Origin of the sequence: Nocardia australiensis (genome assembly GCF_020733705.1) — a bacterium.
GTDB classification, from domain to species: Bacteria; Actinomycetota; Actinomycetes; order Mycobacteriales; family Mycobacteriaceae; genus Nocardia; species Nocardia australiensis.
Window position 1 is genome coordinate 594,129 of record NZ_JAJFZM010000017.1, and the last position, 25,987, is coordinate 620,115.

At 62.7% G+C, this 25,987-nt stretch carries 22 protein-coding genes and 3 pseudogenes; 18 read left to right on the forward strand and 7 right to left on the reverse strand.

Translation table 11 applies throughout. The features are described 5' to 3' along the window. The first annotated feature begins 8 nt into the window (after positions 1-8). From LKE06_RS31955 to LKE06_RS31980, 6 genes are all read left to right on the forward strand, one after another. Complete coding sequence (locus LKE06_RS31955; RefSeq protein ID WP_228003166.1) at positions 9-1,298, forward strand: hypothetical protein; 1,290 nt, start codon at positions 9-11, stop codon at positions 1,296-1,298. A gap of 359 nt (positions 1,299-1,657) precedes the next feature. Beyond that, on the forward strand, positions 1,658-1,996 hold the full coding sequence (locus tag LKE06_RS31960; RefSeq protein WP_228003167.1) for a hypothetical protein: 339 nt from the start codon (positions 1,658-1,660) through the stop codon (positions 1,994-1,996). 38 nt (positions 1,997-2,034) lie between these two features. After that, positions 2,035-2,628 carry a hypothetical protein gene (locus LKE06_RS31965; protein WP_228003168.1) on the forward strand — a complete coding sequence of 198 codons (594 nt, stop codon included), beginning with the start codon at positions 2,035-2,037 and terminating at the stop codon, positions 2,626-2,628. Beyond that, the gene (locus tag LKE06_RS31970; RefSeq protein ID WP_228003169.1) at positions 2,625-5,786 is read left to right on the forward strand and encodes a coiled-coil domain-containing protein; all 3,162 of its coding nucleotides are present in this window, start codon (positions 2,625-2,627) and stop codon (positions 5,784-5,786) included. Before LKE06_RS31965 ends, LKE06_RS31970 begins: the two co-directional genes overlap by 4 nt. Positions 5,787-6,160: 374 nt before the next feature. Next, the gene (locus tag LKE06_RS31975; protein ID WP_228003170.1) at positions 6,161-8,038 is read left to right on the forward strand and encodes an ATP-dependent nuclease; all 1,878 of its coding nucleotides are present in this window, start codon (positions 6,161-6,163) and stop codon (positions 8,036-8,038) included. Further along, positions 8,035-9,966, forward strand: a complete 1,932-nt coding sequence (locus LKE06_RS31980) for a UvrD-helicase domain-containing protein (protein WP_228003171.1) — start codon at positions 8,035-8,037, stop codon at positions 9,964-9,966. The genes LKE06_RS31975 and LKE06_RS31980 overlap by 4 nt, the downstream gene beginning before the upstream one ends. 88 nt (positions 9,967-10,054) lie before the next feature. Here LKE06_RS31980 and LKE06_RS31985 read toward each other — a convergent pair whose 3' ends face one another. Then, on the reverse strand, positions 10,055-10,633 hold the full coding sequence (locus tag LKE06_RS31985; protein ID WP_228003172.1) for a hypothetical protein: 579 nt from the start codon (positions 10,631-10,633) through the stop codon (positions 10,055-10,057). Between the two features lie 178 nt (positions 10,634-10,811). Here LKE06_RS31985 and LKE06_RS31990 point away from each other — a divergent pair, with 178 nt between their 5' ends. The 6 genes from LKE06_RS31990 to LKE06_RS32010 all read left to right on the forward strand — a co-directional run bounded on the left by LKE06_RS31990 (position 10,812) and on the right by LKE06_RS32010 (position 15,640). Further along, positions 10,812-11,627 carry a sensor histidine kinase gene (locus LKE06_RS31990; protein ID WP_228003173.1) on the forward strand — a complete coding sequence of 272 codons (816 nt, stop codon included), beginning with the start codon at positions 10,812-10,814 and terminating at the stop codon, positions 11,625-11,627. A 16-nt stretch (positions 11,628-11,643) separates the two neighbouring features. Next, positions 11,644-12,120 (forward strand): response regulator, encoded by a 477-nt coding sequence (locus LKE06_RS31995; protein WP_308188474.1) that lies wholly within the window; start codon positions 11,644-11,646, stop codon positions 12,118-12,120. After that, a complete protein-coding gene (locus tag LKE06_RS33045) occupies positions 12,006-12,272 on the forward strand; it encodes a response regulator transcription factor (protein ID WP_308188471.1) in 267 nt (88 codons plus the stop codon). Before LKE06_RS31995 ends, LKE06_RS33045 begins: the two co-directional genes overlap by 115 nt. Positions 12,273-12,788: 516 nt before the next feature. Beyond that, on the forward strand, positions 12,789-13,151 hold the full coding sequence (locus LKE06_RS32000) for an effector-associated constant component EACC1 (protein WP_228003174.1): 363 nt from the start codon (positions 12,789-12,791) through the stop codon (positions 13,149-13,151). Positions 13,152-13,180: 29 nt separating this feature from the next. Next, positions 13,181-14,713: a caspase, EACC1-associated type gene (locus tag LKE06_RS32005; RefSeq protein ID WP_228003175.1), complete on the forward strand. Its 1,533-nt coding sequence runs from the start codon at positions 13,181-13,183 to the stop codon at positions 14,711-14,713. Positions 14,714-14,782: 69 nt separating this feature from the next. Then, entirely contained in the window at positions 14,783-15,640 is an 858-nt protein-coding gene (locus LKE06_RS32010) for a macro domain-containing protein (RefSeq protein WP_228003176.1), read from the forward strand. Between the two features lie 120 nt (positions 15,641-15,760). On the opposite strand, the gene LKE06_RS32015 is transcribed toward LKE06_RS32010, so the two are convergent. Together LKE06_RS32015 and LKE06_RS32020 are read right to left on the reverse strand one after the other, a co-directional pair. Then, positions 15,761-16,123: a DUF3592 domain-containing protein gene (locus LKE06_RS32015; RefSeq protein WP_443678141.1), complete on the reverse strand. Its 363-nt coding sequence runs from the start codon at positions 16,121-16,123 to the stop codon at positions 15,761-15,763. A gap of 133 nt (positions 16,124-16,256) precedes the next feature. Further along, positions 16,257-16,551: pseudogene (locus tag LKE06_RS32020) on the reverse strand (3'-5' exonuclease); the annotation flags it as partial. Positions 16,552-16,600: 49 nt separating this feature from the next. Between LKE06_RS32020 and LKE06_RS32025 the strand changes: the two are divergent. Continuing rightward, a pseudogene (locus LKE06_RS32025) lies at positions 16,601-17,931 on the forward strand (IS630 family transposase). Here LKE06_RS32025 and LKE06_RS32030 read toward each other — a convergent pair. Then, positions 17,928-18,626, reverse strand: a complete 699-nt coding sequence (locus LKE06_RS32030; RefSeq protein WP_228003178.1) for a TetR/AcrR family transcriptional regulator — start codon at positions 18,624-18,626, stop codon at positions 17,928-17,930. The pseudogene LKE06_RS32025 and the gene LKE06_RS32030 overlap by 4 nt on opposite strands. An 84-nt stretch (positions 18,627-18,710) precedes the next feature. On the opposite strand from LKE06_RS32030, the gene LKE06_RS32035 reads away from it, so the two are divergent. The 3 genes from LKE06_RS32035 to LKE06_RS32045 all read left to right on the forward strand — a co-directional run bounded on the left by LKE06_RS32035 (position 18,711) and on the right by LKE06_RS32045 (position 21,192). Next, positions 18,711-19,616, forward strand: coding sequence for an alpha/beta fold hydrolase (locus LKE06_RS32035; protein ID WP_228003179.1), 906 nt, complete (start codon positions 18,711-18,713; stop codon positions 19,614-19,616). A gap of 83 nt (positions 19,617-19,699) precedes the next feature. Further along, positions 19,700-20,419, forward strand: coding sequence for a DUF8020 domain-containing protein (locus LKE06_RS32040; RefSeq protein WP_228003180.1), 720 nt, complete (start codon positions 19,700-19,702; stop codon positions 20,417-20,419). Continuing rightward, positions 20,416-21,192: a DUF8020 domain-containing protein gene (locus tag LKE06_RS32045; protein WP_228003181.1), complete on the forward strand. Its 777-nt coding sequence runs from the start codon at positions 20,416-20,418 to the stop codon at positions 21,190-21,192. The genes LKE06_RS32040 and LKE06_RS32045 overlap by 4 nt, the downstream gene beginning before the upstream one ends. A gap of 439 nt (positions 21,193-21,631) precedes the next feature. Here the strand turns inward: LKE06_RS32045 and LKE06_RS32050 are convergent. The 3 genes and pseudogenes from LKE06_RS32050 to LKE06_RS32060 all read right to left on the reverse strand — a co-directional run. Then, a pseudogene (locus LKE06_RS32050) lies at positions 21,632-22,171 on the reverse strand (helix-turn-helix domain-containing protein); the annotation flags it as partial. Then, positions 22,122-22,436: a hypothetical protein gene (locus tag LKE06_RS32055; protein ID WP_228003182.1), complete on the reverse strand. Its 315-nt coding sequence runs from the start codon at positions 22,434-22,436 to the stop codon at positions 22,122-22,124. The pseudogene LKE06_RS32050 and the gene LKE06_RS32055, both read right to left, overlap by 50 nt. A 157-nt stretch (positions 22,437-22,593) precedes the next feature. Next, positions 22,594-24,339 carry a WD40 repeat domain-containing protein gene (locus LKE06_RS32060; protein WP_228003183.1) on the reverse strand — a complete coding sequence of 582 codons (1,746 nt, stop codon included), beginning with the start codon at positions 24,337-24,339 and terminating at the stop codon, positions 22,594-22,596. Between the two features lie 672 nt (positions 24,340-25,011). Here LKE06_RS32060 and LKE06_RS32065 point away from each other — a divergent pair. Further along, on the forward strand, positions 25,012-25,434 hold the full coding sequence (locus LKE06_RS32065; RefSeq protein WP_228003184.1) for a VOC family protein: 423 nt from the start codon (positions 25,012-25,014) through the stop codon (positions 25,432-25,434). Positions 25,435-25,642: 208 nt separating this feature from the next. Further along, the gene (locus LKE06_RS32070) at positions 25,643-25,894 is read left to right on the forward strand and encodes a hypothetical protein (RefSeq protein ID WP_228003185.1); all 252 of its coding nucleotides are present in this window, start codon (positions 25,643-25,645) and stop codon (positions 25,892-25,894) included. Positions 25,895-25,987 lie beyond the last annotated feature (93 nt).

Genomic DNA, 25,987 nt, shown 5'->3' on the forward strand with positions numbered 1-25,987 from the left:
CCAGGACCGTGGATGAATTCGATGAGCAGCCGCTGTTTCCGTCGCCGCCACCGGCGACCCCTGATCACGTCGTTCCGGTCAGCGACGCGAGGTTGCTGGAGAACCTCCGTTCGTTCGTAGCGCCTATCGCTCGTGACATGTCGGCTGTCACGGATGATCCGCGCGCGCTGAAAATGGCTCGCGATCTGTCCGAGGTGTTCGCCGATCACGCCGGATTGATTGGGATGACGAAAGTGGAAGTCGAACGTGCGATGGCTTGTCGTGGCAGCGTGGACCAAGCCTTGTTCGAGTCGCGGTTCGACCTCTTCATCCGAATGGGCCTGATCAAACCGTTCCTTGCGAAGAAGAACCAGTCGCGGTACGTCTTGGACCCCTCCGGCATGGTGGGCCTTCTCGTGTTCGAGCGGCTCGGCACGCGTGGGGGTGTTGAGGAGATGCTGTTGCTGCTCGACCAAACACGCTGGCTGATCGAGACCGGCGAGGCCGACCGGGCTACGCTGGCCAAACACCTCAAGCGGTGTCGCCAGCTACTTAGCGTCTATACCGCGAGTCTCGCCCGACTGATCGAGACAGCATCGATCAATGAACTCATGGACGAGCACCGCAACCACGACCCTCGCAGGGTTCAAGACGATGTCCACGCGCTGAACAGATTGGTCACTGACCGGTTCGCCCGCGACTTCCAACTCGGTGAACTCGCATTCCAGCTAGTGAAGGCAGAACTGACCTACCGCCACCAAGTATTCAACGCTGTGGACCGGGTGCTCGACCAGGGTGGGGCGTCGTTGGACTTCAGCGTCCTCACACCTGAGCAGTACCTGTCCGCTGCTCTCGACGCCTCCTTGGAGGAACTCTCGAAGGTCGCGGGACAGCTCGTTGTCGATCCGCCGAGCGCGTGGCTGGATCCAGGGTCGGTCGTGGACGCACTGGACGAACTCCGCCCTAGACGCCGCCAGCCGTCGCGACCACCTGGACCCACGGAAGGTATGGACGCCGACCCCATCGGGACGATGCAGCAGCAGCATGAGCGCGTGGTTCGTCAGCGGCGGTTGACGATCGAATCACACCTCGGGGATGCCGACTCGATCGACCTTACGGAGACCCTCCGCGAGATGGGGTGGCCGGCAGCTGCCGTTGAACTCGTGGAACTGCTCGGCGTCTCGGCGGACCCAACCCAGCCGTTCACCGTAAGCCTGGGTGAGGAGGCACTGATCGACGCGGAGTCTCCGGTTACCTATCTGCACCCTGTGTCACTACATCGGGAGCACATGACCGAGGAGGAGGGCCAACCGTGGTGAACACACTGGTAGCAGATCCAGCGGTCCTGCTCGCCGCTATCCGCGCGACTGGTGGCCTCCCCGCAGCCCTTGCTGATCCACGGGCTGTCAACCTCGCGCGGCGTACGGCGGAATCCGCAGGGCGCTCACTCGTGCATTGCACGACCGGAAGTGTCCGCCGACACGCAGGTGGACGCGGGTGGGTCCTCGGGTGGCTTCCTCAGTCCACGCCTGCGCCGGAGGAAAGCCATACCTATCCGGTACGCAACCTGACTCCGGTAGCGAGGTTGACCTGGGCGTGCTGCCTCGGCCTCGCTTGGCCTGATCGCGTCGCCGCGCCGTATCCCGGCGTGCCATTCAGGAGGTCGGAAGTAGTAGACGTGTCCGGGGAGCTCGGCGTTTCGACGATGTGGGTCAAGACCGCGCTGTTCCGGACGCTGATTCCGAGCCTTCTTGTCATTCCGGACGGGGGCGCCTTGCGCTTGGGGCCTGCGACCGCCGCGTTGCCGGAACCGTTCGTCGATGCGATGCGACGATTCCACGACAGGCTTCCCCGGCTGCGACCGCGACCGGCCGTGCCTCATGACACCGAACTTGACGATGCCGAACGCGAGGAACTCGACTTCGAGGACGATCAAGACACACGCTTGGAAGACGAGACCTTCACCAATGAGGACGACTTCGGACAGGTTGTGTATGACGACCCGTGGGGCGAATGATCGCTGTGCAAGGAATCCCCTCAACAGACGAAACCGCTGTGTGTGAAGCGATTGGTGCGCTGGAGATCGCTGACGGCCTAGTGCCGTCGGGGGTGTTCCCAGCGCTGGAAGACCCTGCGCTGCGCAAGACAGTTAGAGCGCGACTAGAGGAGTGCGGTCGAACCCTGATCAGCGTCGGCAACGGCTGGACAAGCGGTTACCGTGACGATATCGCCAACGCGCTGGTCGAGTTGGACATCGGTGTCCTCGCACCGGAAGACCGAGCCGTGCTCGTCCTGATCCTTCTACGCACGGTCGCCATTCCGCGGGCTCGTGGCAGCAGGGCTGGAGAGACATGGGCCAACACTGACGGAGTCAAAGGTACATCGGTCGACGAACTCGCGTTGAACAGAAACATGTCCAAGACTCAGATCAAGGAATCAGTTCGTAGCTTGTCCACGCACGGCCTGGTCGACCGTCGTCGCGGGATGCTGCTTCCCGGTCCCGCGCTCCTGCGCCTTACTCCGCAGAGATCAGCGCAGCTGTGGGAGAACCTGCTGCTCCTCGCTGCGCCAGAGAGCCTCTACGCCCAGGCGATCCGCAGTCGCCGAACCAGTGGGCCTCAGCGGGACGACCACCAGGAGAGGGTATGACCACACTGTTCGATCAGCCGCAGCCCATCGCCGACGGCGCCCTCGGTGTCATCGGCGATCGGGAACTCGTGGCGGTGCAGACGTTCTACATCGCACGCCTCACCAGCCATCCTGTCGGCATCGTGCCATCCGCATTCGTCGCCGTCACGGGGCGCGGCCCGCGTGACTCCAACGAATCCGGAAAGACGAGCTTCAACGCGGCCGTCTCACTCCTGCTTGGCGACCCCGAGTGGCGGGTCACCGGTGGCGGGGTCGCAGCCGTGGCTCAACTGCTGTTCGAACCCGACACAGCGGGTGTTGCCGCTACTCGCTACCCCGCCGCGGACACCGGATTCATAATTGGTGTCTTCGCGTACCCGGACGATCCAGTGTCCACCGCGCACACCGTGTGGATGAAACTGTCCTCCACCCCGAAGTACGTGCAGGTCCGCCATTGTGCAGGGGTACAAATTGTGGACGCGGAGAACGATGTAGAGCGACACCGCTTGGCTCCCGCGAAGTGGAAAGCGTTGCCTGCGACCGACCTCGGCGCACACAGCTATGTCGAGACTCTCTACGGTCACAGCCCCCGTTGCCTTGCTTACGTAGCCGCACGGGGCAAGCAGCGCAGCGGCCCGTCGCTGCTGAAGATGGACACCGGCGCGTTCAGTCCTGAAGACATCGGGGTGGCTCTAGTCCGCCTCACAGGACGCAGTGAAGCACTCGAGTTTGAACAGGATCAGCGCCGCAAACTCGCCAAGCAGCTCGAAGAACTCGAATCGACCAAGGCACAGCACGAGCAGAGGTGGACAGCCGAGGAAGCGATCGCCGAAGGCGTTCGTACTCGAAAGAAGATCCGCGCCGCGCTCGACGACGGTGAGACGCTGTGGCGCCAGCACTTGGCACGCGGTCTTCTCGACACAATAGGCCGGCGCGAGATGCTTGATACCCAGACTCGGCAGGCTGCAGCTGATGTCAAGACCTTGAGCAAGGAGCTACGCGAGCGCCAAGCCCGCGAGAAGGAGCTCTCCGACGACACGTCGGTGCACGAGCGTGCAATAGACGCCCAAGAAGCCTTTAACCGGGCCGATCAAGACCTCTCAGACGCGAAACGCCAAGAGACGACGCTCCTGAACAAGCTCAGCACACTTCGCGATCAGATGATCAAGCTCGAAGAACGTGGAGCTCGAAGCTCACCACCAGATGTTGACGCGGCGAAGCAGGCTCTGGAAAACCGGAAGGTGGAGCGCACGAAGAGCGCAGTAGCCGTCCAAACCAAGACACAGGTCGTGGACGACCTTCAGATCGAGCTCGCGCACGCCGAGGAGGGCCGGACCGGAGAAGCAGGCCGCAGCATCTCGGCCCTGTCCGATTCAGGCATTGTGGCCGTCGGGCTACTCGATGCGATCGAGGTGGCCGAAGAACACCGCGCCGTCTGGGAACCGCGCCTGCATCCATGGCGCGACGCTGTGTGCATCGACCAACACCTTCGCGACGATGCCCTAGCCGCACTCGCAGGCCATGCAGGGACAATACTTATCGCGGGCGAAGCAACGGACGTGTTCCCCGATGGCATTTTAGCGGCGCCACCACCCGCACGACGGTTCCTGGCCGAGCTCGCATCACGCGTCCCGCCAGCCGAGATCGAGGGCGTCGATGCAGTCCATGACGTCGAGCTCGGCGTCACCGTGCTCGGTGGCTTCGGACACCCCACCACCGGTCGTGTGCAACTGGTACGTGCCCTTCAAGCACGGCTCGCGCAAGCCGAGAGCAAGCTGGTTGGATTCATTAAAGCTGACAAGCTCGCCGTGGCGCGGGAAGCACAGGCCATCGAGGATCTCGACGCGGCCGAGGCCGCAGTCGAATACCAGCAATGCCATGACGAGCGCACGGGGATCGAAAAGGGTGCCCTTCCGGAGATTAGTGTCGCCGTCCGAGAGCTGGCTGACAAGCGGGAGACGACCTTGGAAGTGCTTACTGCGGCAAAGGCCCAGGTCCAAGGTATCGAAGCAGCACGCTCTCAGGCGCGCAGCGAACGGCAGCAAATGGAGAAGGACCTCGCCTCAGCCAAGAAGGACTACGCCACGACCCACCAAGCTCTCGAAGCTGCGGCGCTGACCTACTGGCGTTCAGGACTTCCTGGAGGCGAGTCCGACGCTCGCCTCATCCTCAACTGGGCCGAACAACCGGTAGATTACGACGTGCAACGCGGCCTCGTGCGCCCCACCGATCCCCGCAACCCGGCTCTTCCCGCAGTCATCCGCTCTCGAGAAATACTCGCCAATCGCGCCAATGATGAACTCAACGCCATCCTCAATCTCCTCGGAGTACAGCGCGATACCGGTGAAGGGGCACCTACAGGCGACATTGGCGAAGCCGTCCGCCACCGGGATCGGTTGGATGACCGAAATCACGTGCCGTCATCCCACGACGAAGCTAGTTTCACGGTGCTCGCTTCGGCGCTGAAAGGTTGGCTCACCCAGCATGTGGAACGCGATCAACTCGCCGAGGAACAGATCGAGACAGCCCGGCAGGAACGCTCGCGCGAGCGAGCCTACATCGAGGACAACCTCATGGTGATGGAGCAAAGCGTCACGAACGTTCAAGATAGCCTCGAACAACGTGTCGAGGACAACCTCATGGCGATCCGCGACGCGCTGAACGAACTCAACAGATCTGCAGGCGGTTACGGCGCGACACTGCACTGCGAGGTATTCCGGCCCATCGGACCTGGCGATACCTGGACATGGAGAGTCACACCGGCCTGGCAGCGATCGCCGGGCGGGCGGATGCTGCCGTACGACAACGCCACGAACACGGCCCAAGAAAAGCTGTTTAGCATCCACCTCGTGCTCGCAGCACTTCTCGCGAGCCCGAATCCTCGCGGGCGTGTCCTCATCCTGGACGAACTCGGCGATTCCCTCGGTGACGAGCATCGCCGCGACGTCTTGTCGGCGGTCGCCAAAGTCGCCCGTATCCACGGAATTACCGTTCTGGGTACATGTCAGGACGCGGTGATGCCCGACGCGGCGTCCTATTGCGGCGAGGTCCTCTACTTCTGCTACCCGTCCAAGGCGGACGCTCTCAACCTACCCACCCGGATGTTCGGATTCGACGACAACAGCGAGAGAGTTGAACTGTCGGCCGAACACCTACTTGTCGGCAGGCACTCCCGCTGATCAGGAGGTTCAGGGGACCGTCGCGTGCCCAGATACGCGAGAAGATGGTGTCCACAAGCTCGCTGAGAAACCAGCGCGCCTGTTCCTACTCCTTCGGCGTGGCCGAATTTCGGAGGTTAGCGGCCAGTGCGCGGATCGCACAGCACGGTCGGGAAACTAGATCGAGTTACTAATCTCGAACTGGGCGTGTCATTCTCGTGAATGGCGCACGGAGCCATGGACGGATCCCCATCGTGGGGCGATACCCGGTGGCTCGTAACATCTTTGGAAGCCGCATGTAAGTGGGGCGGTGCGGATACCCGCGCACACACCAGAGCGCAGGGCCGGTAGCAGGGGAACAGGGGAACAGGGGAACAGCGTTGTACTTGTCGTGCGTGCGTGCTGAAAATTTCCGTATCTTCGGGGCGGGCCCAGGAGAAGACAAGGACGAAGACGGCCGCCTGAAGCTCGAGCTAGATCGGGGCACGAATGTCCTGGTCGGTGAGAACGACAGCGGTAAGTCCGCGATTATCGATGCGATCCGCATCTGTCTGCTCACCACCGCCGCCGACTATTATCGGGTCACCCGGGACGACTTTCACGTCGGTCCTAAGGGCAGAGCGACTGCCTTTAATATCACCTGCGGCTTCACCGACCTCACTTTGGAGGAACAGGCCACCTTTCTCGAGCTCGTCACGACCGACCGCGAGGGCACTGCCAGCCTGTTTGTCACCGTCCATGCCGAAGCAATGGACCCGCTCCGTCCACAACGCATCTCGGTCACCACTCGGACCGGACCGGACGGCAGCGGTCCAGCACTGGACGGCGCAGCACGTGAGCTACTCAAGGCGACATACCTACGTCCGCTGCGGGACGCGGAAGCCGAATTGCGTTCGGGCCGAGGATCGCGGCTATCGCAGATCCTGGCTGGCTACCCGGCCATGAGCGATCAGGAGGTGGACGACTTCGATGAAAAAGCGGATTCCGCGAGCACTCTGGTAGGGATCCTTCGTCGTGCCCAGCACCATCTGGCCAGGAACAGCTCAGTGGCGACGGCACTCAACGACATCAATACCGACTATCTGAGCAAATTCGCGATCGGTTCGGATAGTTTGCGGGGCCAGATCACGGTGTCTGGGGACGCCACACTGGCCCGGGCGCTGGAGCGGTTGGAGCTGGTGTTGTCCCCGGAAAATGGTGAGTGGACTCGGCGAGGACTGGGGTACAACAATGCGTTGTTCATGGCCGCTGAGCTGCTGTTACTCGGCAACAGCGACGTCGCTCCCCTGCTCCTGATCGAGGAACCCGAAGCACATTTACACCCGCAACTGCAGGCCCGGATCATGGATCTCTTGCAAGAACGCACCCAGACAAACATGGGCAGTAAGCGCCCTGCCGCTCCGGTTCAGGTCCTCTTGACCACCCATAGCCCGAACCTGGCGTCCGCGATTCCAGTGGCGCATCTGACCCTCGTGGCCAAGGGGCGCACCTTCCGGCTTGCCCCGGACATGACCTACTTGGACGCTGGCGATTATGAGTTTTTGACCCGCTTCCTCGATGTCACCAAGGCGGGCCTGTTCTTCGCCCGTGCTGTCGCGATCGTGGAGGGTGATGCCGAGGCGATTCTTCTCCCTGCACTGGCCGCAGCGACCGGGGGCTCCTTCAACGCGAGCGGCGTCACCGTCGTGAACGTCGGCACAGTGGGCTTATTCCGCTACAGCCGCATCTTCCAACGCGACGGCGAACAGATCCCAGTGGCGGTCGCCTGCATCCGTGACCGTGACCTGGTGCCAGCTGGAACACCCGACGATATGCGGCGCAAGTTGAAATGTGTACAAGAGATGAAACCGAACGAGATCACCCGGCACATCGAGAAGCTGACTGCCCTCGACAGCGGCAACGTCCGAACTTTCGTCTCCGACCACTGGACCCTCGAATACGATCTCGCCGCCGCGTCCTGGGAAATGGCGACACTGATGCATCAGGCGGTGCAGGCCGCGATCGCTTCGAAGTCGGCCTGGCCCGATGCGGGCGCCCTCGCAGAGTCTGACACGGCAGGGGCCAAGCAAGTCACGCAGTGGCGCGACAACGGAAAATCGTTGGAGGCCACTGCCATCGAGATCTACAGGCCGCTGCGCATGGAGAAAGCGAGTAAGCCGATCGCCGCGCAACACGCGGCACGTCTCCTCGGGACCACTCCCATCACGGAGGAACAGCTACCCAAATACCTGGTCCATGCCTTCGCCCACCTGTGCGCCGGGGCGCCACGATGACAACCCTGTACCGCGCCGATGCCTTCACCCGAGACCGCATTCAAGCGTGTGCCTCTGAACTGGGAATGCAGCTCTCCGACCAGGAGCAGTGGGACTTCCTCCAGAGTGTCGACACCCTGGACTTGCAGGCCGCACCGGGCTCAGGAAAGACGAGCCTGATCGGTCTCAAACTCCAGGTACTCGCCGAACACTGGATGAGCACGACCCGCGGCGTGTGCGTGCTCTCGCACACCAATACCGCCAAGGACGAGATCATCGCCCGGATCAGCGACTCCCCCTCCGGCGCCCGGTTGCAGCGCTATCCCCATTTCATCGGCACGATCCAGTCGTTCACCAGCACGTTCCTCGCGTCGCCGCACCTTCGTGGGATGCGCACGCAGGTCCAGATCGTTGATAACGATGCGTACGCGGACGAGGCCAGACGCACCCTGGCGAGCGGTCAAAGCTTCAGAACGTTGAAGTCCCTGCTCGGTCGACAGCGCAACGGTGACGACTTGGTCGCTCACGCCGAGTTCAGTTTCGAGTCGGGGCAACTCACTATCCGGTCTTCGCGGGAACTACCTTTCGGCCCAGACACCAACAGCGGAAAGCAGTTCACGACACTTAAGTATGAATTGGCTCGCCAGGGCATCTTCCGCTACGCGGACATGTTCGCCCTAGCCGAACTCCACCTCTCCCGGCGTCCAACTCTGGGCCGTGCAGTCGCACACCGCTTTCCGTTCGTACTGGTCGATGAAATGCAGGACACGAGCGCGCTACAACAGAAACTGCTAGACCAAGTCTTCGGCGACCCGTCGACCATCGTGCAACGCGTCGGCGACGTCAACCAGCGAATCTTCACCGACAGCACTACAACCACGTCCTCCTTCCCACGCTCGGACTCCCTCGACCTACCCGTCAGCCGCCGATTCGGCAGTACCATCGCCGAACTCGCCAGTTCACTCACGGTCCACCGCTCCCAACGCATCCGTGGCGCGGGCCCCGCCGGAACGATCGCGGTCCTGCTCTACGACGAAACCTCCGTGCCCCAGGTCGTACCGGCCTTTGAACGGATCGCGGCAGAGGTCGTTCCACACTCGCTGCTCCGGGACCGTCCACCACGAGTCCTTGCCTCGCGCCTACGGCCCGGCACGTCGAAGGCATTCCCGCAGTCCCTTGCCTGCTACGTACCGGGATTCGCCGCCACTATCCCAGGCGATCGACAAGCATCACTACTCATCACCGCACGCGCGGCACGGGCACAGTGGCGATCTGGGGCAAGCCGCACTGCAGTCGATCTCCTATGGGAAGCGGTGAGAGCAGCCACCAAGTCCGCCACGAACGAAGCCTTACCAACACTGCGTTCCCTGAGCCGAGACGCCGAGACTCTAGGCGCCCGCATGAGGGCCCTACTTCTGGACATCCTGACCGACCCGAACGACGACGAAACCAGCTGGGAGGGTCTGATGGATCGCATGGCCAGCTTGCTGTCAGAGCTCTCAAGTCAAGCCGGTCCAGTTCGAATCACGTTAGGCGAATTCGCGCACTACGTCGCGCCGTCCACAAGCAGCTCTGCGGCAGTAGTGGACGAACGGGACGGAGCTCCGGTGGGGACCGTACATAGTGAACTGGGGTCCATCCAGAGCGCCAAAGGCGAAACCCATACTGCGACCCTGATTCTGGAATGCTTGAATCGGAGTGGAAAAAACCACGACGTCCACGAGGTTCTGAAACTGCTCGCAACCAACGGGGACCTCGACAGCGCAACATCTACCGTGCGAGACATCGCCCAACTGGTATTCGTCGGAGCAACACGACCCACCCAGCTACTTGCATTCGCAGTCCGCCGAGACCGAGCATCGTCATACCTGAATTTCCTCGCCTTCAACGGCTGGGCCGTCCACGACCTCACCCTTCAAAGTGACACCTGGTCGAGAATCTGCGGCTGAACAGGCGACCGAGTTGCCCGAGTGATCGGTGAACCAATCCCGAGGTGACCGTAACCGCGGCGACGACCTCGACTCAGCCTTCACGCTGTCAGGCTTCAGATCGTGGTGCGGGGTGTTGTCGGATGTGTACGCCGCTCCGGGAGGAAAGCGTTGGGGAACGAGCCTGGCAGCTTCCCCGCGGTGGGCGGGCTTGGGTGTCCAACTCGTCGAACCGCCGTAGCAGCTGGACTCCGGTTGTCGCGGTCTCCCGGTGTGGTATCGGTACGTCGTTGAAGCTGATGGTCAGATCGTTGTTGTGAAAGATCTTCGTGGTCTGGTGCATTGCCTTGTTGCGCGCTTTCGACCAGTTCTCGATGTCCGCGATCACGGCACGGAATTCGGGGTCGTGTTCGACACGAGGGTTCTCGTTTTTCTTGTGCCCGTTGAGAAGCCACGAACAGAGCGTCCCGACTGTTGGAACGCCGTGGGGTTCTTGGCGGCGGATGTAGGACACGCGGCTGGCGAGACGGTCGCTGATCAGCGAGTCCAAGACTGCGATGGCTTCCAAGTAGCAGCCTCGGTCGATGCAGTGGAGCACCCAGTCGAACGCTGCGGCGTAACGCTGGACGCGTCGCATGCCAAGCGCGGGGCCGACCGCCTTCTCTCGTACGGGCTGCTCGACGGTCACTGCTCGTCCCCCTTCTACCTGGCTCCCGAGACGGTTCGATGTTACAAGGCGTTCGGCGGCAGGTCGTTTGGTACGACCAGGTAGCGGATGCGCAGCGGACTGAGATCCGCGCGCAAGTCGGCAGACGGGCACTATGGGTTTGTGCCCTGCGGAGTTTTCGTGCGACGGGAGTGGTGAGATGGATCAGGCATGGGATGTCGACCGCGACGCCATGGTCGATGCCGAGGAGCTACGCTATCGACCCGATTCCGGCAGCGGGAACTACGAGTGCGTCGGTTGCGGTTGTCCGGCTACTCCGGCGGCACTGGACTCCGAGCATGTCCGGCCGTACTTCCGAGCCAGCAAAGACCATCCGCATCTTGGTCAGTGCCCGATCGCGGGCGACCCGACCCTGGTGCGCAACGACGGCCCCCTCGAGCCTGCGCAGACCGAGCGGGCCGCCGGGACGGGATACCCGTCTCGGCTCGTCCGAACGACGTTGCGTGAACAGGTCGATCCCACCGCAGTGAACTCACCGGAGCGGCGGTCGAGCCAGAGTCGTTCGAGATCTGGCGAATCTGGTGGCGGCGAACGATTTCGGGAGGCGACCGCGGCGACGATTCGGCCTTTTTGCCGAACCTTCGTCCGCTACCCGAACAACCGCTCAGATCTGCGCGTCCACATACCCGGAGTCGACGCCGAGCACTATCAATATGCGTTCAGACGGCTGGTGAATAACAAGATCGTCGTCTACCCACACAGCCGTATCTTCCTGCGCCATGCGGGCCGTGTCGCCGTACAGGTTCGGGTGCACGCGAACCCGCAATGGCTCGAGCTGGAGGTGTCGAATCCGGTCCCCGAATCGGCGGCAGATCGAGCCGCCCCGGCCGGTCACGGCAGCGGTCTGCGTGGGATTCGGGAACGTGCCGAACTACTCGGCGGCGATGCCCGCCTGGGCTTGGAGGACGGGCAGTGGCGGACCCAGGTGCGACTACCGAACCACGGCCTAGGGTGATTCGGTGACCATCTCGGTGCTGCTGGTAGACGACGAACCGTTGGCGCGGGCAGGGCTGCGGGCGATTCTCGATGCGCAAGAGGGAATTACGGTGGTCTGCGAGGCGGCCGATGGCGTGTCGGTGGTCGGCGAGGTCAAGCGACTACGCCCGGACGTCATCGCCATGGACGTGCGGATGCCGCTGATGGACGGGATCGAAGCCACCCGGACAGTACTTCGAGCCATACCGGACCCACCGAAGATCCTGATTATCACGACCTTCGAAACGACGACTACGTCTACGAGGCGCTGCGCGCCGGCGCCGACGGATTCCTGCTCAAACGCGCTCGCCCCGCCGAGATCGCGAACGCGGTACGCACCGTCGCACAAGGCGATTCGGTGCTCTATCCGGCCGCCGTCCGGTCGCTGGCGGCGGGCCGCAGAAACGACAGCGCACGCGCGAAATTGGAGCGCGCCGACCTCACGCAACGAGAAGTGGCGGTCCTGCGCCTGATGGCGAAAGGGCGGTCGAACGCGGAGATCGCGACCGACCTGTACGTAGGGTCGGAAACGGTGAAGACCCATGTCAGCTCGATCTTGGCGAAATTCGGCGCCCGGGACCGCACCCAGGCGGTCATCGTGGCCTACGAATCCGGATTCGTGTAGCGGATCCGCGATACCGAGCCTGTCGGCTGGTGGATCAACGGGCCGCACGACCAAACCGGGGTACTTTTTGGAAACGACCTAAATAAGACAGGTCAGGCCCGTTCTCAGACCGGGCCTGACCTGATACGTGTGGGCCTAACGTCCCACAACCCGACCCCCTCGACGGTCGAAGGCCCTGCGATTCGGGTCATGCCGGTGAAGACCCGGCGAGTGAGTGGACGCACACGGGTGCCTTTGCGCGCAATCAAGACTCCGATAGCTCCTATTCGCCGAGTTGGCGCGCGCAAACCACGGGCGGTCCGACAGCCTCGGAACCCGCCGCCCGGCGCATCTACGAGGCGACCCTGGTCGACGACGTGGACGCGTCGGCACTTTCGATGAGCTGGCCAAAGCTGTGGAGTACCACCAGAGCAGAGCCGCCCGGCCGCGTTGATCACGCGGGAAGTTACTGGGCGGCAACGTAATCAGTGCACCGATCCGGTTTCGAGGTCGTCGCGCCCGTGGCAATATGGTGCAGTGGTTGATGCACATAGCGAGTTCACGCTCCACGCCAGCGGCGGTGCCGACGATCTATTCGACCTGCACGAGTGGTTCAACGACGACCGGGCGTTACGCGGTCGGGCGACGTTGGTGGACAGCCCTATTCAGGATGGCGAGATGGGCGTCACCGAAGTCCTCGTCGTCGCCGTCGGCGCGAGCGGCACCCTCACCGCGCTGGCGAGTTCGTTGTCGACATGGTTCACCGTCCGACAGTCCGACATCAAGCTGACGTTCACCCGCGGCGACGGCGAGATCACCATCGATGCAAAGGGTATCGGGGCGGGAACCGACGTCGAGAAACTCCTGCGGCAGCTCCTCGATCACCGGACCGAGCAGTGACCGGTGCGGCGGACCGCAGCGGTTGGCGGATGGTATTGATCGGAGCGAGCCGCTTCTCGCACCCAGACTTTCAAGATCTGCCCGCCGTCGCCAACAACATCACCGACCTCGCCGAACGCCTCACCGTGCCATCCGGTGGTGCGGTGGCCAAGCAACACTGCACCGTCCTGCACAACCCGAGCCTGCCCTGGCAAGTCGGAACCGCGATCACCCAGGCGGCGGCCGAGGCCGAAGATGTTCTGCTGTTCTACTTTTCCGGGCACGGAAAGCAGGATCAGGACGGAAATTTGCACCTGGTTCTACCCGATAGCGACCCACACCAGATCGAGCTGAGTTCGGTGCCGTTCAGCGTGGTCAAGAGGCAATTCAGCAAGAGCCGCGCTCGCGCGCGCATCGTCATCCTGGATTGTTGCTTCTCCGGCAACGCGATCGAAACCATGAGCACGTCCGCCGATCTCATCACGTCCGAGACCCAAAATATCGAGGGTACGTACGTGCTCACCTCGTCCCCCAAGAACAAGACCTCATTGGCGCCGACAGGCGACCGCCACACCGCGTTCACCGCTGCCCTGCTGGCCGCCGCGACGGACACCGATCTCACTCTCGATCAGCTCTACGCGAGCACGGCCAAGATTCTGAAGGGCCGTAGCCAGCCGGAACCACAATGCCGAGTGCACAATTCGGCGCACGCGCTGAGACTGTTCGCTCCACCCACCGCACTGGCAGCAGCACCTGCGGTCGCTAATTCGGTCGATGTCGACGCACTCGCGGTACTCAACGCCGCACAGCAGGGCGATGTCGACTCAATGATCGAGCTGGCGCAACGATTTCACGGCGCGAACGATCTCGAGCGTGCCGAACAGTGGTGGCGCCTCGCCGCCGAGGCCGGGGATGCCGGTGCGATGTACAACGTCGCGGTGGTCAGCGAAATTCAGCGCAGATTCGAGGACGGCAAATTCTGGTACCAGCGTGCCGCCGAAACCGGCGACACCAACGCCATGCACAACCTCGCGATCCGGCTTCGGCTCCGCGGGCGCGAGGCCGAGGCTGCCCGGTGGTGGCAGGCAGCGGGCCATACCTCGCCACAGCGAAACGGCGAGAAGCTGCGAAAAGTGGTGCGGCGAAAGAACTTGCCGGTCGAACGACACGCGCGGACCGACAATGAGGCACCGGACCCCACGGGTGGCGCGAACCTAGGTACAAAAATTCGGCCGGCTCGCCCCATCGTTCGTGGTATGACCCCGGATGAAGTGGGAAATATGCAATTTTCCCAGAGTGGACTCGGGAAACGTGGATACAGTGAGAACGAAGTGGATGCGTTCCTTGACACGGTAGAGGAAAAAATCAGAGATGACGGATCGAATTCGTTGAGTTCGCAAGATGTCCGCCGCGTCGCCTTCGGAAAATCTCCGTTCGGGCGCCGAGGATACGACATGGACGAAGTGGATGAATTCCTGTACCGAGTCGCTGAGGAGTTGGAAACTCGCGAAAGAGGGGAAGTCGTAGGTCGGCATGGCGAAATTATATATTTCGATAATGGCCAATGGTATACGTTCGACTGACCAATCCCCATCCTCGGACGGCGCTCGGTCGTCGGCGTGGTGGGTGGGCACGGGAGAAGGTCAGAAGTTGTGACGATATACGAATATCAGGTCAAGCATTGGCGATTTTGGAAAGAATTCCTTCTAAACTACTTTGCCGCGATCGGCTTGATGTCGATACCGGCAGTGGTGTGGGTGGTCATTGATCCCGATGCATTTGAAGGTCGATGGTGGATCATTGCAGTAATGGGTATGCTGGCGCTATCTTGGTCCGTGTATACCGCACGCTATCAGGTTCCTGTCCAGGATTTCCGCTGTTGCAATACGATCATACGCCTGGAAGTCGGCGATCTATTTGATCATAGTAGCGCGCATACCGTGATCGGGATGGCTTCGACATTCGATGTAGAAATTAACGGCGGGATAGTCGATCGGAAGGGTACGCAAGGGCAACTTCTCAAGCGTCACTATGGTGGCTCGACGGACGCTATGGATTATGCGATCGACCGCGCTCTCACTGCTTCTCCCGTTACCCCTGTAGGATCGGTCAACAGAGGAGACAAAAAAGTATATCCGGTTGGAACCGTTGCGCCGATATCCTTGCCGGACGGCAAGACGTATTTTTGTCTTGCATATTCAGATCTTGACGAGAATAACGTCGCTCATGGAACGATACGGGGCGTGATTACTAGCTTGAATTCTCTGTGGAATGAGTGTGCGCGTGCAGATAACAGACGGCCTATTTGCATTCCCTTGATAGGTCAGGGAATGGATAGCATTCCAGATTTGGGGGCAGAATTGTCCGTGCGCCTTATATCTCTTTCATATCTGCTGTCATCCCAGCGGCGGAGGTTTTCTCCGGAGTTGAGGATCATTGTTCCCCCCCATGCTGCTGACCTCATCGATATGCCGCAGTTTCAGGCGTTCTTGAGTTCCCTGGAGAATTGACCTCGCGGGCGTGGGCGCGACGTTGTTCGGATTTCGGGTCCTGGTGTTCAGGGAGGAGCGGCCACGAACTGCCACGCGCACTCCACGCAACAAAGACCGAACGTATCGTATCGGCCGCGTTCAGAGGACATTGAGGGCGACAAGCACGCCGAGGACCAAGAGGAAGAAGCCCAATGCAGTAACGTGCCAGCCCATGCTGAGACCGCGTTGTTCCCTGGTATTAATGCTGGCGCGCTGTGGTTTTCGTGGATCGTAAATGACTGTGACTCGGTCTCCACGCTGAGGAAGACGTTTCGCGTTGGTGTTCGATGTGACCTCGATGTCGCGGTAGTCGACGGTCGTGAAGCGGAACGTCAGCGTGCCCATTTCCTCTGGGTCACGGCTGCGTACCACGTTAGTGATCTCTCCGCGCACCGGAATGCTTCGGAGACGGTGTCGCCGTGCGCTGATCAGCGTCCAGGCACCGACCACCGTCCACAGCACACCGAGCAAGATAAGCACAATGGGTATATCACCTTCCCCGCCGTACTGATACTGGTCGTACGGGCGCGATCAGCATAGCTCACCGACGTCGTGGCGCCACCGCAATCCTTGTTCTCGACGCAATATGGTCCGGTCAGGAATCGACCCCCAGCAACGCTGACGCCTGCCCGCTCCAGGTCACGACGAGCTCGTCGCGGGCCCGGCTGGCCGCCACATACAACAGGGACCGCTCGCGCAGTTCCGCTTCTGCTCGTTCTTCTTCGGGCGCGGTGCGCAGTGCGGCCTGGGACGGGACGTGGGTCGATGCCGGCGAGGACGACTCGGGAGATTTCCGTTCCTTTGCTGCGGTGCATGGTGAGTACCTGGACGTGGCCGGTGGTTGCCGGGTTGTCGCCGAGGGCGCGGGCGTCGATTCCGCGTTGGCCTAGCTAGTGTGCCGGTCCTGAAATTCGAGTTCTAATTATCGATGGTGTTGGGGTGGCGGGTTCCGGGTGTGACGATGTCGAGTTCGTGCTGACCGATGATGAACGGGAGCAGCTTGTCGCGTGGTCGCGGGCGGGGTCGGCGCGGGTGGCGTTGCGGGCGCGGATTGTGCTCGGGTGCGCTGAACCCGGCGTGGTGTATGAGCGGTTGGCCGCCGATCTCGGTGTGACCGCGATGACGGTGGGCAAGTGGCGCAAGCGGTTTCGTGAATCACGGCTGGATGGATTGAGCGACGGCCAGCGGGCGGGGCGGCCGAAAGCGGAGTTGGTGTTGAGCGATGACGAGCGCGAGCAGTTGACGCGCTGGTCGCGTCGGGCGAAGACCGCGCAGGCGTTGGTGTTGCGGTCCAAAATCGTGCTGGCCTGTGCTGCGGGAGGTTCGAACAAGCAGGTGGCCGCTGATCTGCGGGTGACCGAGAGCACTGTGGCCCGGTGGCGGCGCCGGTTCGTCGAGCAACGTCTCGCGGGCTTGGTCGACGAGCCCCGTCCCGGGCGGCCGCCGTCGATCCTGCTCGATCAGGTCGAAGACGTGCTGATCACCACGCTGGAACTCTCGCCACCGAACGCCACGCACTGGACGAGGTCGTCGATGGCGAAGCGAACTGGCTTGTCGCGCACGACGATCGGACGAATCTGGGGCAAGTTCGAGTTGAAACCACACCTGGTCGACGGGTTCAAGCTGTCGACCGATCCGCGATTCGTGGACAAGGTCGTCGACGTCGTCGGTCTCTACCACAATCCGCCGGAGCGGGCGGTCGTGTTGTGCGTGGACGAGAAATCCGGTATGCAGGCCCTCGACCGCTCGCAGCCGGTGCTACCGATGATGCCCGGCATGCCCGAACGTCGCAGCCATGACTATCAACGTCACGGCGTGAGTGAGGTGTTCGCAGCGTTCAACATCGCTGATGGCACCGTGATCTCGAAGCTCTACCCGCAGCACCGCGCCACCGAGTTCAAGAAGTTCCTGGTCGCGATCGACAAAGCCGTACCCACCGAGTTGGACGTGCATCTGGTCTGCGACAACCTCGCCACCCACAAAACCCCGGCCATCAACGCCTGGCTCGCCAAACACCCCCGCTTCCACATGCACTTCACCCCGACCGGATCCTCATGGATGAACCAGGCCGAACGCTGGTTCGGGTTCCTCACCGACCAACTCCTACGCCGCGGCGTCCACAAAAGCGTTGCCGCACTGGAGAAAGACGTCCGCGCCTGGATCACCAACTGGAACGAGAACCCGAACCCTTCATATGGCGCAAAACCGCCGAAGAAATCCTCGACTCCCTCGCCAAATATATGGCGAAAATTTCAGGACCAACACACTAGCAGTCCGATGTCAGTAAACCCTTGAGGACTCGGCGTATTACGAGCTCGACTATGTCGGCCGGCGGGTCGGTGTCGTGGTGTGAGGTTCCCAGCGCTGCCGCGAGATACCGATGGTCGCCTTCCTCGGCGGTTTTGTGGAGGTAGGCCGCCTGCGCGGCACGACGCGACCGGTTGGCCGTCCGGTCGCCTATCTCGGCGCGCGCGAGCTGTTGGACGAGCGCGTTGAGCGCTGCGATTGCTTGCAGTTTGATCTGCCCGGGTAGGTCGACGGTCGTCATCGCCTGCAGCGCGTACTCGAGGTATCGGATTCCGTGCGGTCCGACACGTAACGGCTCAACCGGGATGTCGAGCAGCCACGAGTATTTCACGTGGACATTCTTTGCTCGGATCGCCAAGTCGGTCAGGTCGTCGACCACCGTGCCGCTCGGCGGTACGTCGAGATCTATCTCGCCGGCAGCGGTATCGACCATGAGGTCGAGCACGTCGTCACGGCTCGACACGTAGCGGTACAGCGCCGACTGGCTCACGCCCAGCTTTTCCGCGATCCGGCGCGTGGAGACAGCGGCCAAACCGCCATGGTCGGCCAGCTCGATCGCGGCAGCCGCGAGTTCGTCCCGGCTGTGCGACGCGGGCGGCCCGCGCCTGCCATCGGTACGTTCCCACACTGTCGGGCTCGCCTTCCCGGACTGTGTCACTCGTCATACCCCTCTAGTCGCCGGTGCCGGTCGTGTTCTATCTTAAAACTGCGTTCAGTGAACACTATTTCATGGAGGTTCGAGATGTCACCCGATCACGCGTGGGGACCACGACGATGGGCGCAGAACGGGGCGGTGCGCCTCGCGTTCGATGAGTTCATGCCAGAGCTTGGTGGAGAACCGCTGCTGATTGCCACCGGGTTGGGCGCCAACCGGCACTGGCTTCCCAACGGGTTCTGCGAGCAGCTGGTCGAGCATGGTTTCGCTGTAGCGCGATACGACCAACGCGACGGCGGCGAATCGACTCATCTGCCACCGACAGCGGTCCGGAACCCGATCACCGCCCTGTTGGCGCGACGCGGTGAGGCCTATACCGCCGAAGACATGGCCGACGACGCGATAGCGGTGCTAGATGAACTGGGCTGGAGTTCGGCACATGTGCTCGGAGTGTCTCTCGGCGGCGCGGTCGCGCAGCGTGTCGCCCTGCGGCACCCCGATCGAGTACGTTCCCTCATTTCGGTGGATGCCGTTCCGGGTGATGTCACCGGTTTGCGCACACTGCGCTACATCCGGTTGGGCACGCTCGCGAAGTTCGCGCGGGTGAAGTTCCCCGACAACCGGGAGGGCGCGGTCGATGCAGGTGTCGCGGTAATGAAACTGTTGTCCTCCCCGAACGGTGAGTTCGATGAAGCCGCCGTGCGAGCAGGGTTGGAACTCAACCCCGACAGTGGGATTCACGACCAGGAGGCGCAGAGCCGGCAGGTCGGTGCCCAATGGAGCGGTCCGGCCATCACCGAGATCACCCGGCCCACCCTGGTCGTACACGGCGAAGACGACCCGCTGATCAAACCCAGCGCTGCCCATGCCATCGCATCGCGGATTCCCGGCTCTCGTTTGCTCCTACTGCCCGAAGTCGGACACAACCTACCGGAAAACGCGTGGAAACCACTCGCCGCCGCTATCCGGGAACTCGCTGACACGAACGCCTGACGAGCAACCTCCCCGATCTCCCGCCTGGTGGGCTCACCACCATCCGGATGCCGCACATATCAACTTTCGATGAGGAAGCACTGATGAAATTCAGCCGATCGACCTTCATAGCCGCGCTCGCGGCTACCGGCATCGTTTCGGGAGCAACCACCGCACACGCCGACCCGCATCAACCTCGGACAGTCGTGTCCTATCACGCGGCGGTGGTCGACCGGTCCGTGGTTACGACTTTGGACCACGGCACCTTCGCCGTCACGGACACCGGCGGCTCGGTCGCCGTCCGCAACGCCGCGGGCGAGCTCCTCGACACGCTGCCGCTGACGTACACCCTGGACGGCCAAAGGCTCGGCCTACGCCAACAGATCTCCAGAGACGGGCGCACCCTGACAGTCATGCCGGACACCACCGGTCTCGACCGTACTGCGCCGCGTCCGGTGGCATCCCCGGTCGAGAACCAACTCGCGATGAACGACCTCATCAATGCCGTGAGTATCAGCACCTCGCTCGGTACTCTCGTCGGCACAGCTCTCGGCGCGCTCGCCGGAATCGGCGTCGGTATCGCAATTTCCGGTGCCGCCTGTGCCGCACTGAGCCTGGGCTGCGTCGTCGCCGTGCTGCCGATCATGAGCCTGGCCGCGGCGGCCGGTGGGATCACCGGACTGATCATTGCCGGCGGGCCCACCAGCGTTGCGGCGGCGTTCGACTACGTCACTACTCTCAACGCGCCGCCAGGAACCAGCAAGTACGCCGAGCAGACCCAGGGCAAACCCGGTGGCGCTCCCCTGCCGGGCACACCGCAGTGATTACCGGACATCGCGGCATACCGCGAACGGTCGTCGCCGCTCTGGCAGCGGCCGGTGCCCTCACCGTGACCGCGCTGCCTGTACACGCCCAGCCCCCGGTGTCGCCAACGCTGCAAACTACGGTGTCGGGCAACTCAGTGGTCACCCACCTCGACAGCGCCACCTTCGATCTGGCCCGAGACCAACGTACGGTGCGCATCATCGACGCACACGGACAACTGCTGGAGACCCTGCCACTGACGTTTCAGGTGAACGACCGCCCATTCACGATCGGCAAGCAGATCTCCGACGATCAACGCACCCTGATGCTGACCCCGGACCTCGCAGCGGTTCACCGAGCCGGGCTCGAACCGGTGGCTTCCCCGATGGAGGAGCAGCTCGCGTTGAACCAGTTGTCCGTCGATCTCGGCCGCCAGCTGGGCATCGGCGGTCTTGCGGGCGCAGTGGTCGGTGCCGCCGTGGGTGCCGTGCTCGGGCTCGGTTCATGCCTCGTGGTCGGCCCGGCTTGCCTGGCCACCATTCCCGCCGCCATCGCAGCGTTCGCCGCCGGCGGCGGCGTCGCGGGCACACTGATCGGCGGCGGCTCGGCACTCGCCGACTCCGGGTGGAAATACCTGCTCACCCTGCAAGCACCACCCGGGCGAAGCCCCTACGCCGGCCAGGACGGAGTGCTCGCCAACGATGGAACCGGCGTTCCCGACGCCAATCTCCGCCTACCTTCCGGATCGGCGAGCGGCCTGAAGAGCGGTTCCTCCAGCGGCTCCGGCGGGTAGCCGAGCCCAGCGTGGGCCCGACATGCAGATTGTCCAGAATCCAACCCGCGCCATGGTTTCAGGAGCATGCGGTGCTCCGGCGAGGACCCAGCCGCCTGGACAAGGCGGCCGGCTGCGGCAGTTCGAAGCTGCGGAAGCAGCCTCTTCCACAGTGCGCGCACCGGCCGTGCCGACACCCACGGTGATGCGATCGTTTGCCTTTTCGGGTCTATGTTATGCCTGATGCGACGCGGCCTGTCCGCGATCCGGGCGAGCCGGTACCTGTTAATCGACTTGATGTCCTGACCGGTGATGTCGTGGGATCGAGAGCCGAAGCAGCGCGTTTTCGTATGCCTTTCGGTCTGGGTGGGGATGCAGGCTGGTGTAGGGCCCGGGACCAATCCTTGGATTTCAGTGGGTTGGTGATAGCTGCGCTGGAGGAAGCTCGAGGAATTCCTACGAAACCGACAGCGGTGACAGCCTTCTCGTCATCGAGAGCTTCGGTATAAGCCAGCCGCGAGTAGCCATCGATCGCCGAATGCAGGAACAGGTAACGAGCCCGGGTGCCGCGTTTCTTGGCGCGGGCCGCAGCTTTGGCCTGTTCGGAACCGGCGCCGTGGACGCGCCAGCCGCCGCCGTCGGGGATCCGGCCGACCTTCTTCACGTCGACGTGCACCATATGCCCTGGCCAGCGAGCCGTGATGCGGCGTGGTGCACGGTTGCTGTCACCGTTGGGGTCGATGAACCGGCGGACGTTCAATCCCAGATGCGTGAGCTGGCGGGTCACGGTGCGCACCGCGATGACAACACCTGCGGCGTCGAGTTCGAACGCGATGCGCCGGGCCGACCACTTGTTGGCCCGGCGCAACTGTTCGATCCGGGCCACGACTTCGGCCGATGTTGCCCTGGGCTGACAATGCGGTATCGATGACCGGTCGGCCAGACCCGGCTCACCGAAGCGGCGCCACCGATTCACCCATTTCGATGCGCATTGACGGGAGCTGCTCGTCGGGGGCCTCCATCGACGACAGGATCAGGAACTCGGACCCGTCGACCTGCTCGCCATCCTCGACCTGTGCTGGCCCCACGAGGTGTAGTTCGCCGTTCTGTTCGATCTCCGAGTGCGACGGCTGTGGCTGACCGAAGGTGAGCGGCGGTTGCCCTCGTGGCGGCGGAGGTGGAGGCAGGTCCGGTGCGGGTGGTGCGAGGTGTTCGAGCAGTGTGTCATTGTTGGCCAGCAGCTTTCGGTACGAATCGTGTGCCACGAACTCGGCATCATCGATCGCCGGAATGCCGACCCGAGAGCCGAACGGCAGGCGCAGACCGCGGCCGAGCGCCCTGTTCCGTCAGCGTCAGGCTCCGTCTGGTGATCATCGAGCACCCCGAACGGTGCAGTCGAGGTCGGCCGGGAGTGCGCGACCTCTACTGGCACAGTTGGGGACGCATGTCATCGGGGATATCTGGTGGCCATCGTGGTGCAGCGAAGCCGTTCTCTTGGTTGCAGAGCGCTTCCTCGACATTGTCGACGGGTGGGCGTGCGGTGGGATCCCACAACCGAACACCACCCTCGTCACTGTTGGTGGCAAGGAGATGTCCGTCGGGACTGAACGCCACCGTGGTGGCCCCCAGGTATTGGTCGGCGAGCGGTTCACCGATCTGCTGGCCGGTGGCGGGGTCCCACAGCCGGACGACACCCTGATTACTGTCGGTGGCAAGGAGATGTCCGTCGGGACTGAACACCACCGCCGACGGGAGGTAGCCGCCGCTGAAGAGTGTTGGTTCACCGACTATCCGGCGTCGGGTGGCGAGATCCCATAGAACCACAACATTGCCGATATCGTCAGTTGTGGCAAGGAGGCGTCCGTCGGGACTGAACGCCATCGGCCCGACGAAGGCGCTGGAGAGTCGTGTTGCACCGACGAGCGTCAGTGGTTCACCGACGGGCTGGAGTGTGCCGGGATCCCACAGCACGACGGTGCTGGCGGTGTTGCCGATGGCAAGGAGGCGTCCGTCGGGACTGAACGCCACCGAGTGAATGGAGCCATTGGCGATCCAGTCGATTGGTTCACCTATGGGTCGGCGTGTGGCAAGATCCCACAGCTGGAAGCCGCGCACGGTGCTGATGGTGGCAAGGCGGCGTCCGTCGGGACTGAACGCTATCCTCTTGACGTTTTCGAGTTCGTCGTTGCCGACGATGATCGGTTCGCCGACAGGACGGTGTGTGACCGGATCCCACAAGCGGACTGTGGCGTCAAGGCTGCCACTGGCAAGGAGACTTCCATCAGGACTGAACGCCACCGAGGTGAGCGTGTCGGTGTGACCGGTGAGTGGTGCACCTACGGGCCGGTGTGTGACCGGATCCCACAACCGGACTGTGTGGTAGGGGTAGTCGTCACTGCCGGCGGCAGCAGCGAGGAGGCGTCCGTCGGGACTGAACGCTATCTGGCCGACGCCCAGCTTCATGGTGTCGCCGAGCACGGCCACGAGCGGATTGCGGACCGCATCGAGCATGGCCTGATGGGCCTGGGAGCTTTCATGAAGGCGCCACGCCGCCAATGCGGCCAAGCGTGATGTGTAGGGATCGGTGTATTTCGTGATCCGGCTGCGGTCGATGAGGTCGTCGGCGACCTCGATCCTGCGTTGAGCTTCTTCGGATTCCCGGTTCTCGTGAATCACGACAACACCAAGAGCGGCGACAGTGACCAGAGCGATCAAAGTCGCGATGATCGGCCGACGCCCGACGATGCCGCGTCGGCCTGCATGGTTCGAGGTCGGGTGCAATTCGCGGTCGGGGTCGGTATCGCTGCGGTCCACTGTGGTATCGGCGGATTCCGGAACACCGGTGGCCCTGTTGTTGTCATCGGTGCGGCCCGTAGCGTGCAACACGTCGTCGGGAACCTGCTCGAGCAGGCGGTGCGCCAGCGCTGCAGCCTCCTGGTCATCGCTGAATCCAGCATGCCGTACAACACTTTCCACTGCGGCACGGTCCGTACCGTCGGTGGCCTCGATCCCGTCGAGCGCGGCTATGGCTTCGGCATCGGTACCGTCACGGGTGATTCGCCGGCGCAGCAACGAATATGCCGCACGTAGGTCCGCTGATGCGGGGTCCGGTCCAGCTGCGGCACCGGCGGACACCGCGGCCACAATGATGGAAAACGGATCCACCATCGAAATCTCCACTCACTTCGGAGTTTACTGTCCATGTAGGCTACACGGCACCCGTCGGTGGGGATATTTGCACAATGAACTGGACGGGCTGACGCGTCACGGTTTCGTCGTGGTCGGGGACCGAGTTTCGTTGCAGGGCCGCTCCCCGGCCGGATTCTCCGTCGTCAGGGCTGCGCTACCTTCGGGCGGGGCATGGGGCGGTGTACGGCGTTCCGGGTAGGTAGTGTTTCCGTTCGTCGGGGGTGAATGCGATGCTGGCCGGGAGGCTGCGGAAATAATTGGTGATGGGTGCCCCGAGTTTCGCCGGGCCGGAGGGAGCGGCGATATTCCACACCTGAACCTGCGCCCCGGCCACGTCGACGGTCGCGGCCCGGGTCCGGTCGGGTGAGATCGCGATCGTGGTGAGCAGTCGCCGGTCTCCGTCGCGCCAGCCCGGCGGCTCAATACCTGCAGCCGGGGAAGCAGGTCGGCAGCGTGGCGATCCGGGGGTGTTTCGCGCTGGTCGGGAGGCAAGCGGAAGACTGTCTGCTGTGCCGTTCCGGCTCGGTGACCAGAACGTGGCGATAATCCGACAACAGAATTAATCACGACACAGGGTGTCGTGATTCATTGAGACCCTGATTCGGCGACCATCGGACAGCCCGATGGGTCACTTCACGAAGGAGCGTCCACGTGGGATCTCAGGTCAATCCGTGCATCACATTCAACGGCAACGCGCGGCAGGCAATGGAGTTCTACCGGCAGGTTTTCGGCGGCGACCTGGAGATGGGAACCATCGCAGACTTCGGCTCACCGGACTCACCCAACGCCGACAAGATCATGCACGCTCGTCTGGACACATCTGCCGGCTACACACTGATGGCGTGGGATTTCCCCGACGACAGACTAGGCCACCCGTCCTATCAGCCAGGCAACAACGTCGCGGTCTTCCTCGGCGGCGACGGCGGCGAACTCCGCGACTACTTCCAGAAGCTGTCCGACGGTGGCATCGTCACCCTGCCGCTGGCGATGCAGGTCTGGGGCGACGAGGCGGGCTCGCTCGTGGACCAGTTCGGGATCAGCTGGATGTTCAACATCACCGCCCAGCACAACTGAAAGACGACGGAGCCCAGTAACAATCCCCGCCCTCGCTGAGCCGCCGCTGACTCCTACCGTCAGCGGCGGCTCGACCGACCAGCGGCACAACCCAATACGAACACCCATCGGTCAAGCGCAGTGGTGTCATTTTTCGTCTTGACTGGAACGTCAGGGCCGGGTTCTTTGAATTTCTGTATTTATTCAGAACCAAATACATGAACAAATTGTGGAAGTTGCCGGATATGCATCAAAGACACTGGACGAGGTTATCTCACAGGCGCCGATGGGTTCACTGACGCGGGGCATAAACAAACATGCGGACACGATGTTCAATACCACCCAGCTTAATTTCTTTATCGACGAAATTGCCTCCTTGACGCCCGACAACGATAGCGAGCGCGAACTGCTCAACGTCTTACGCGACGCCGCCGAATCCGCGATCCGGCAACGCGGATACCTGTGGTTCAGCGGAGACTGAGGGCCACGCCGTCCCGATTCCGAGAATCGCTGGACCGGCCTCGGAATAGACGACTGCGCGTATACCCGAGCACAACAGTGCCAGGGCCCCAGT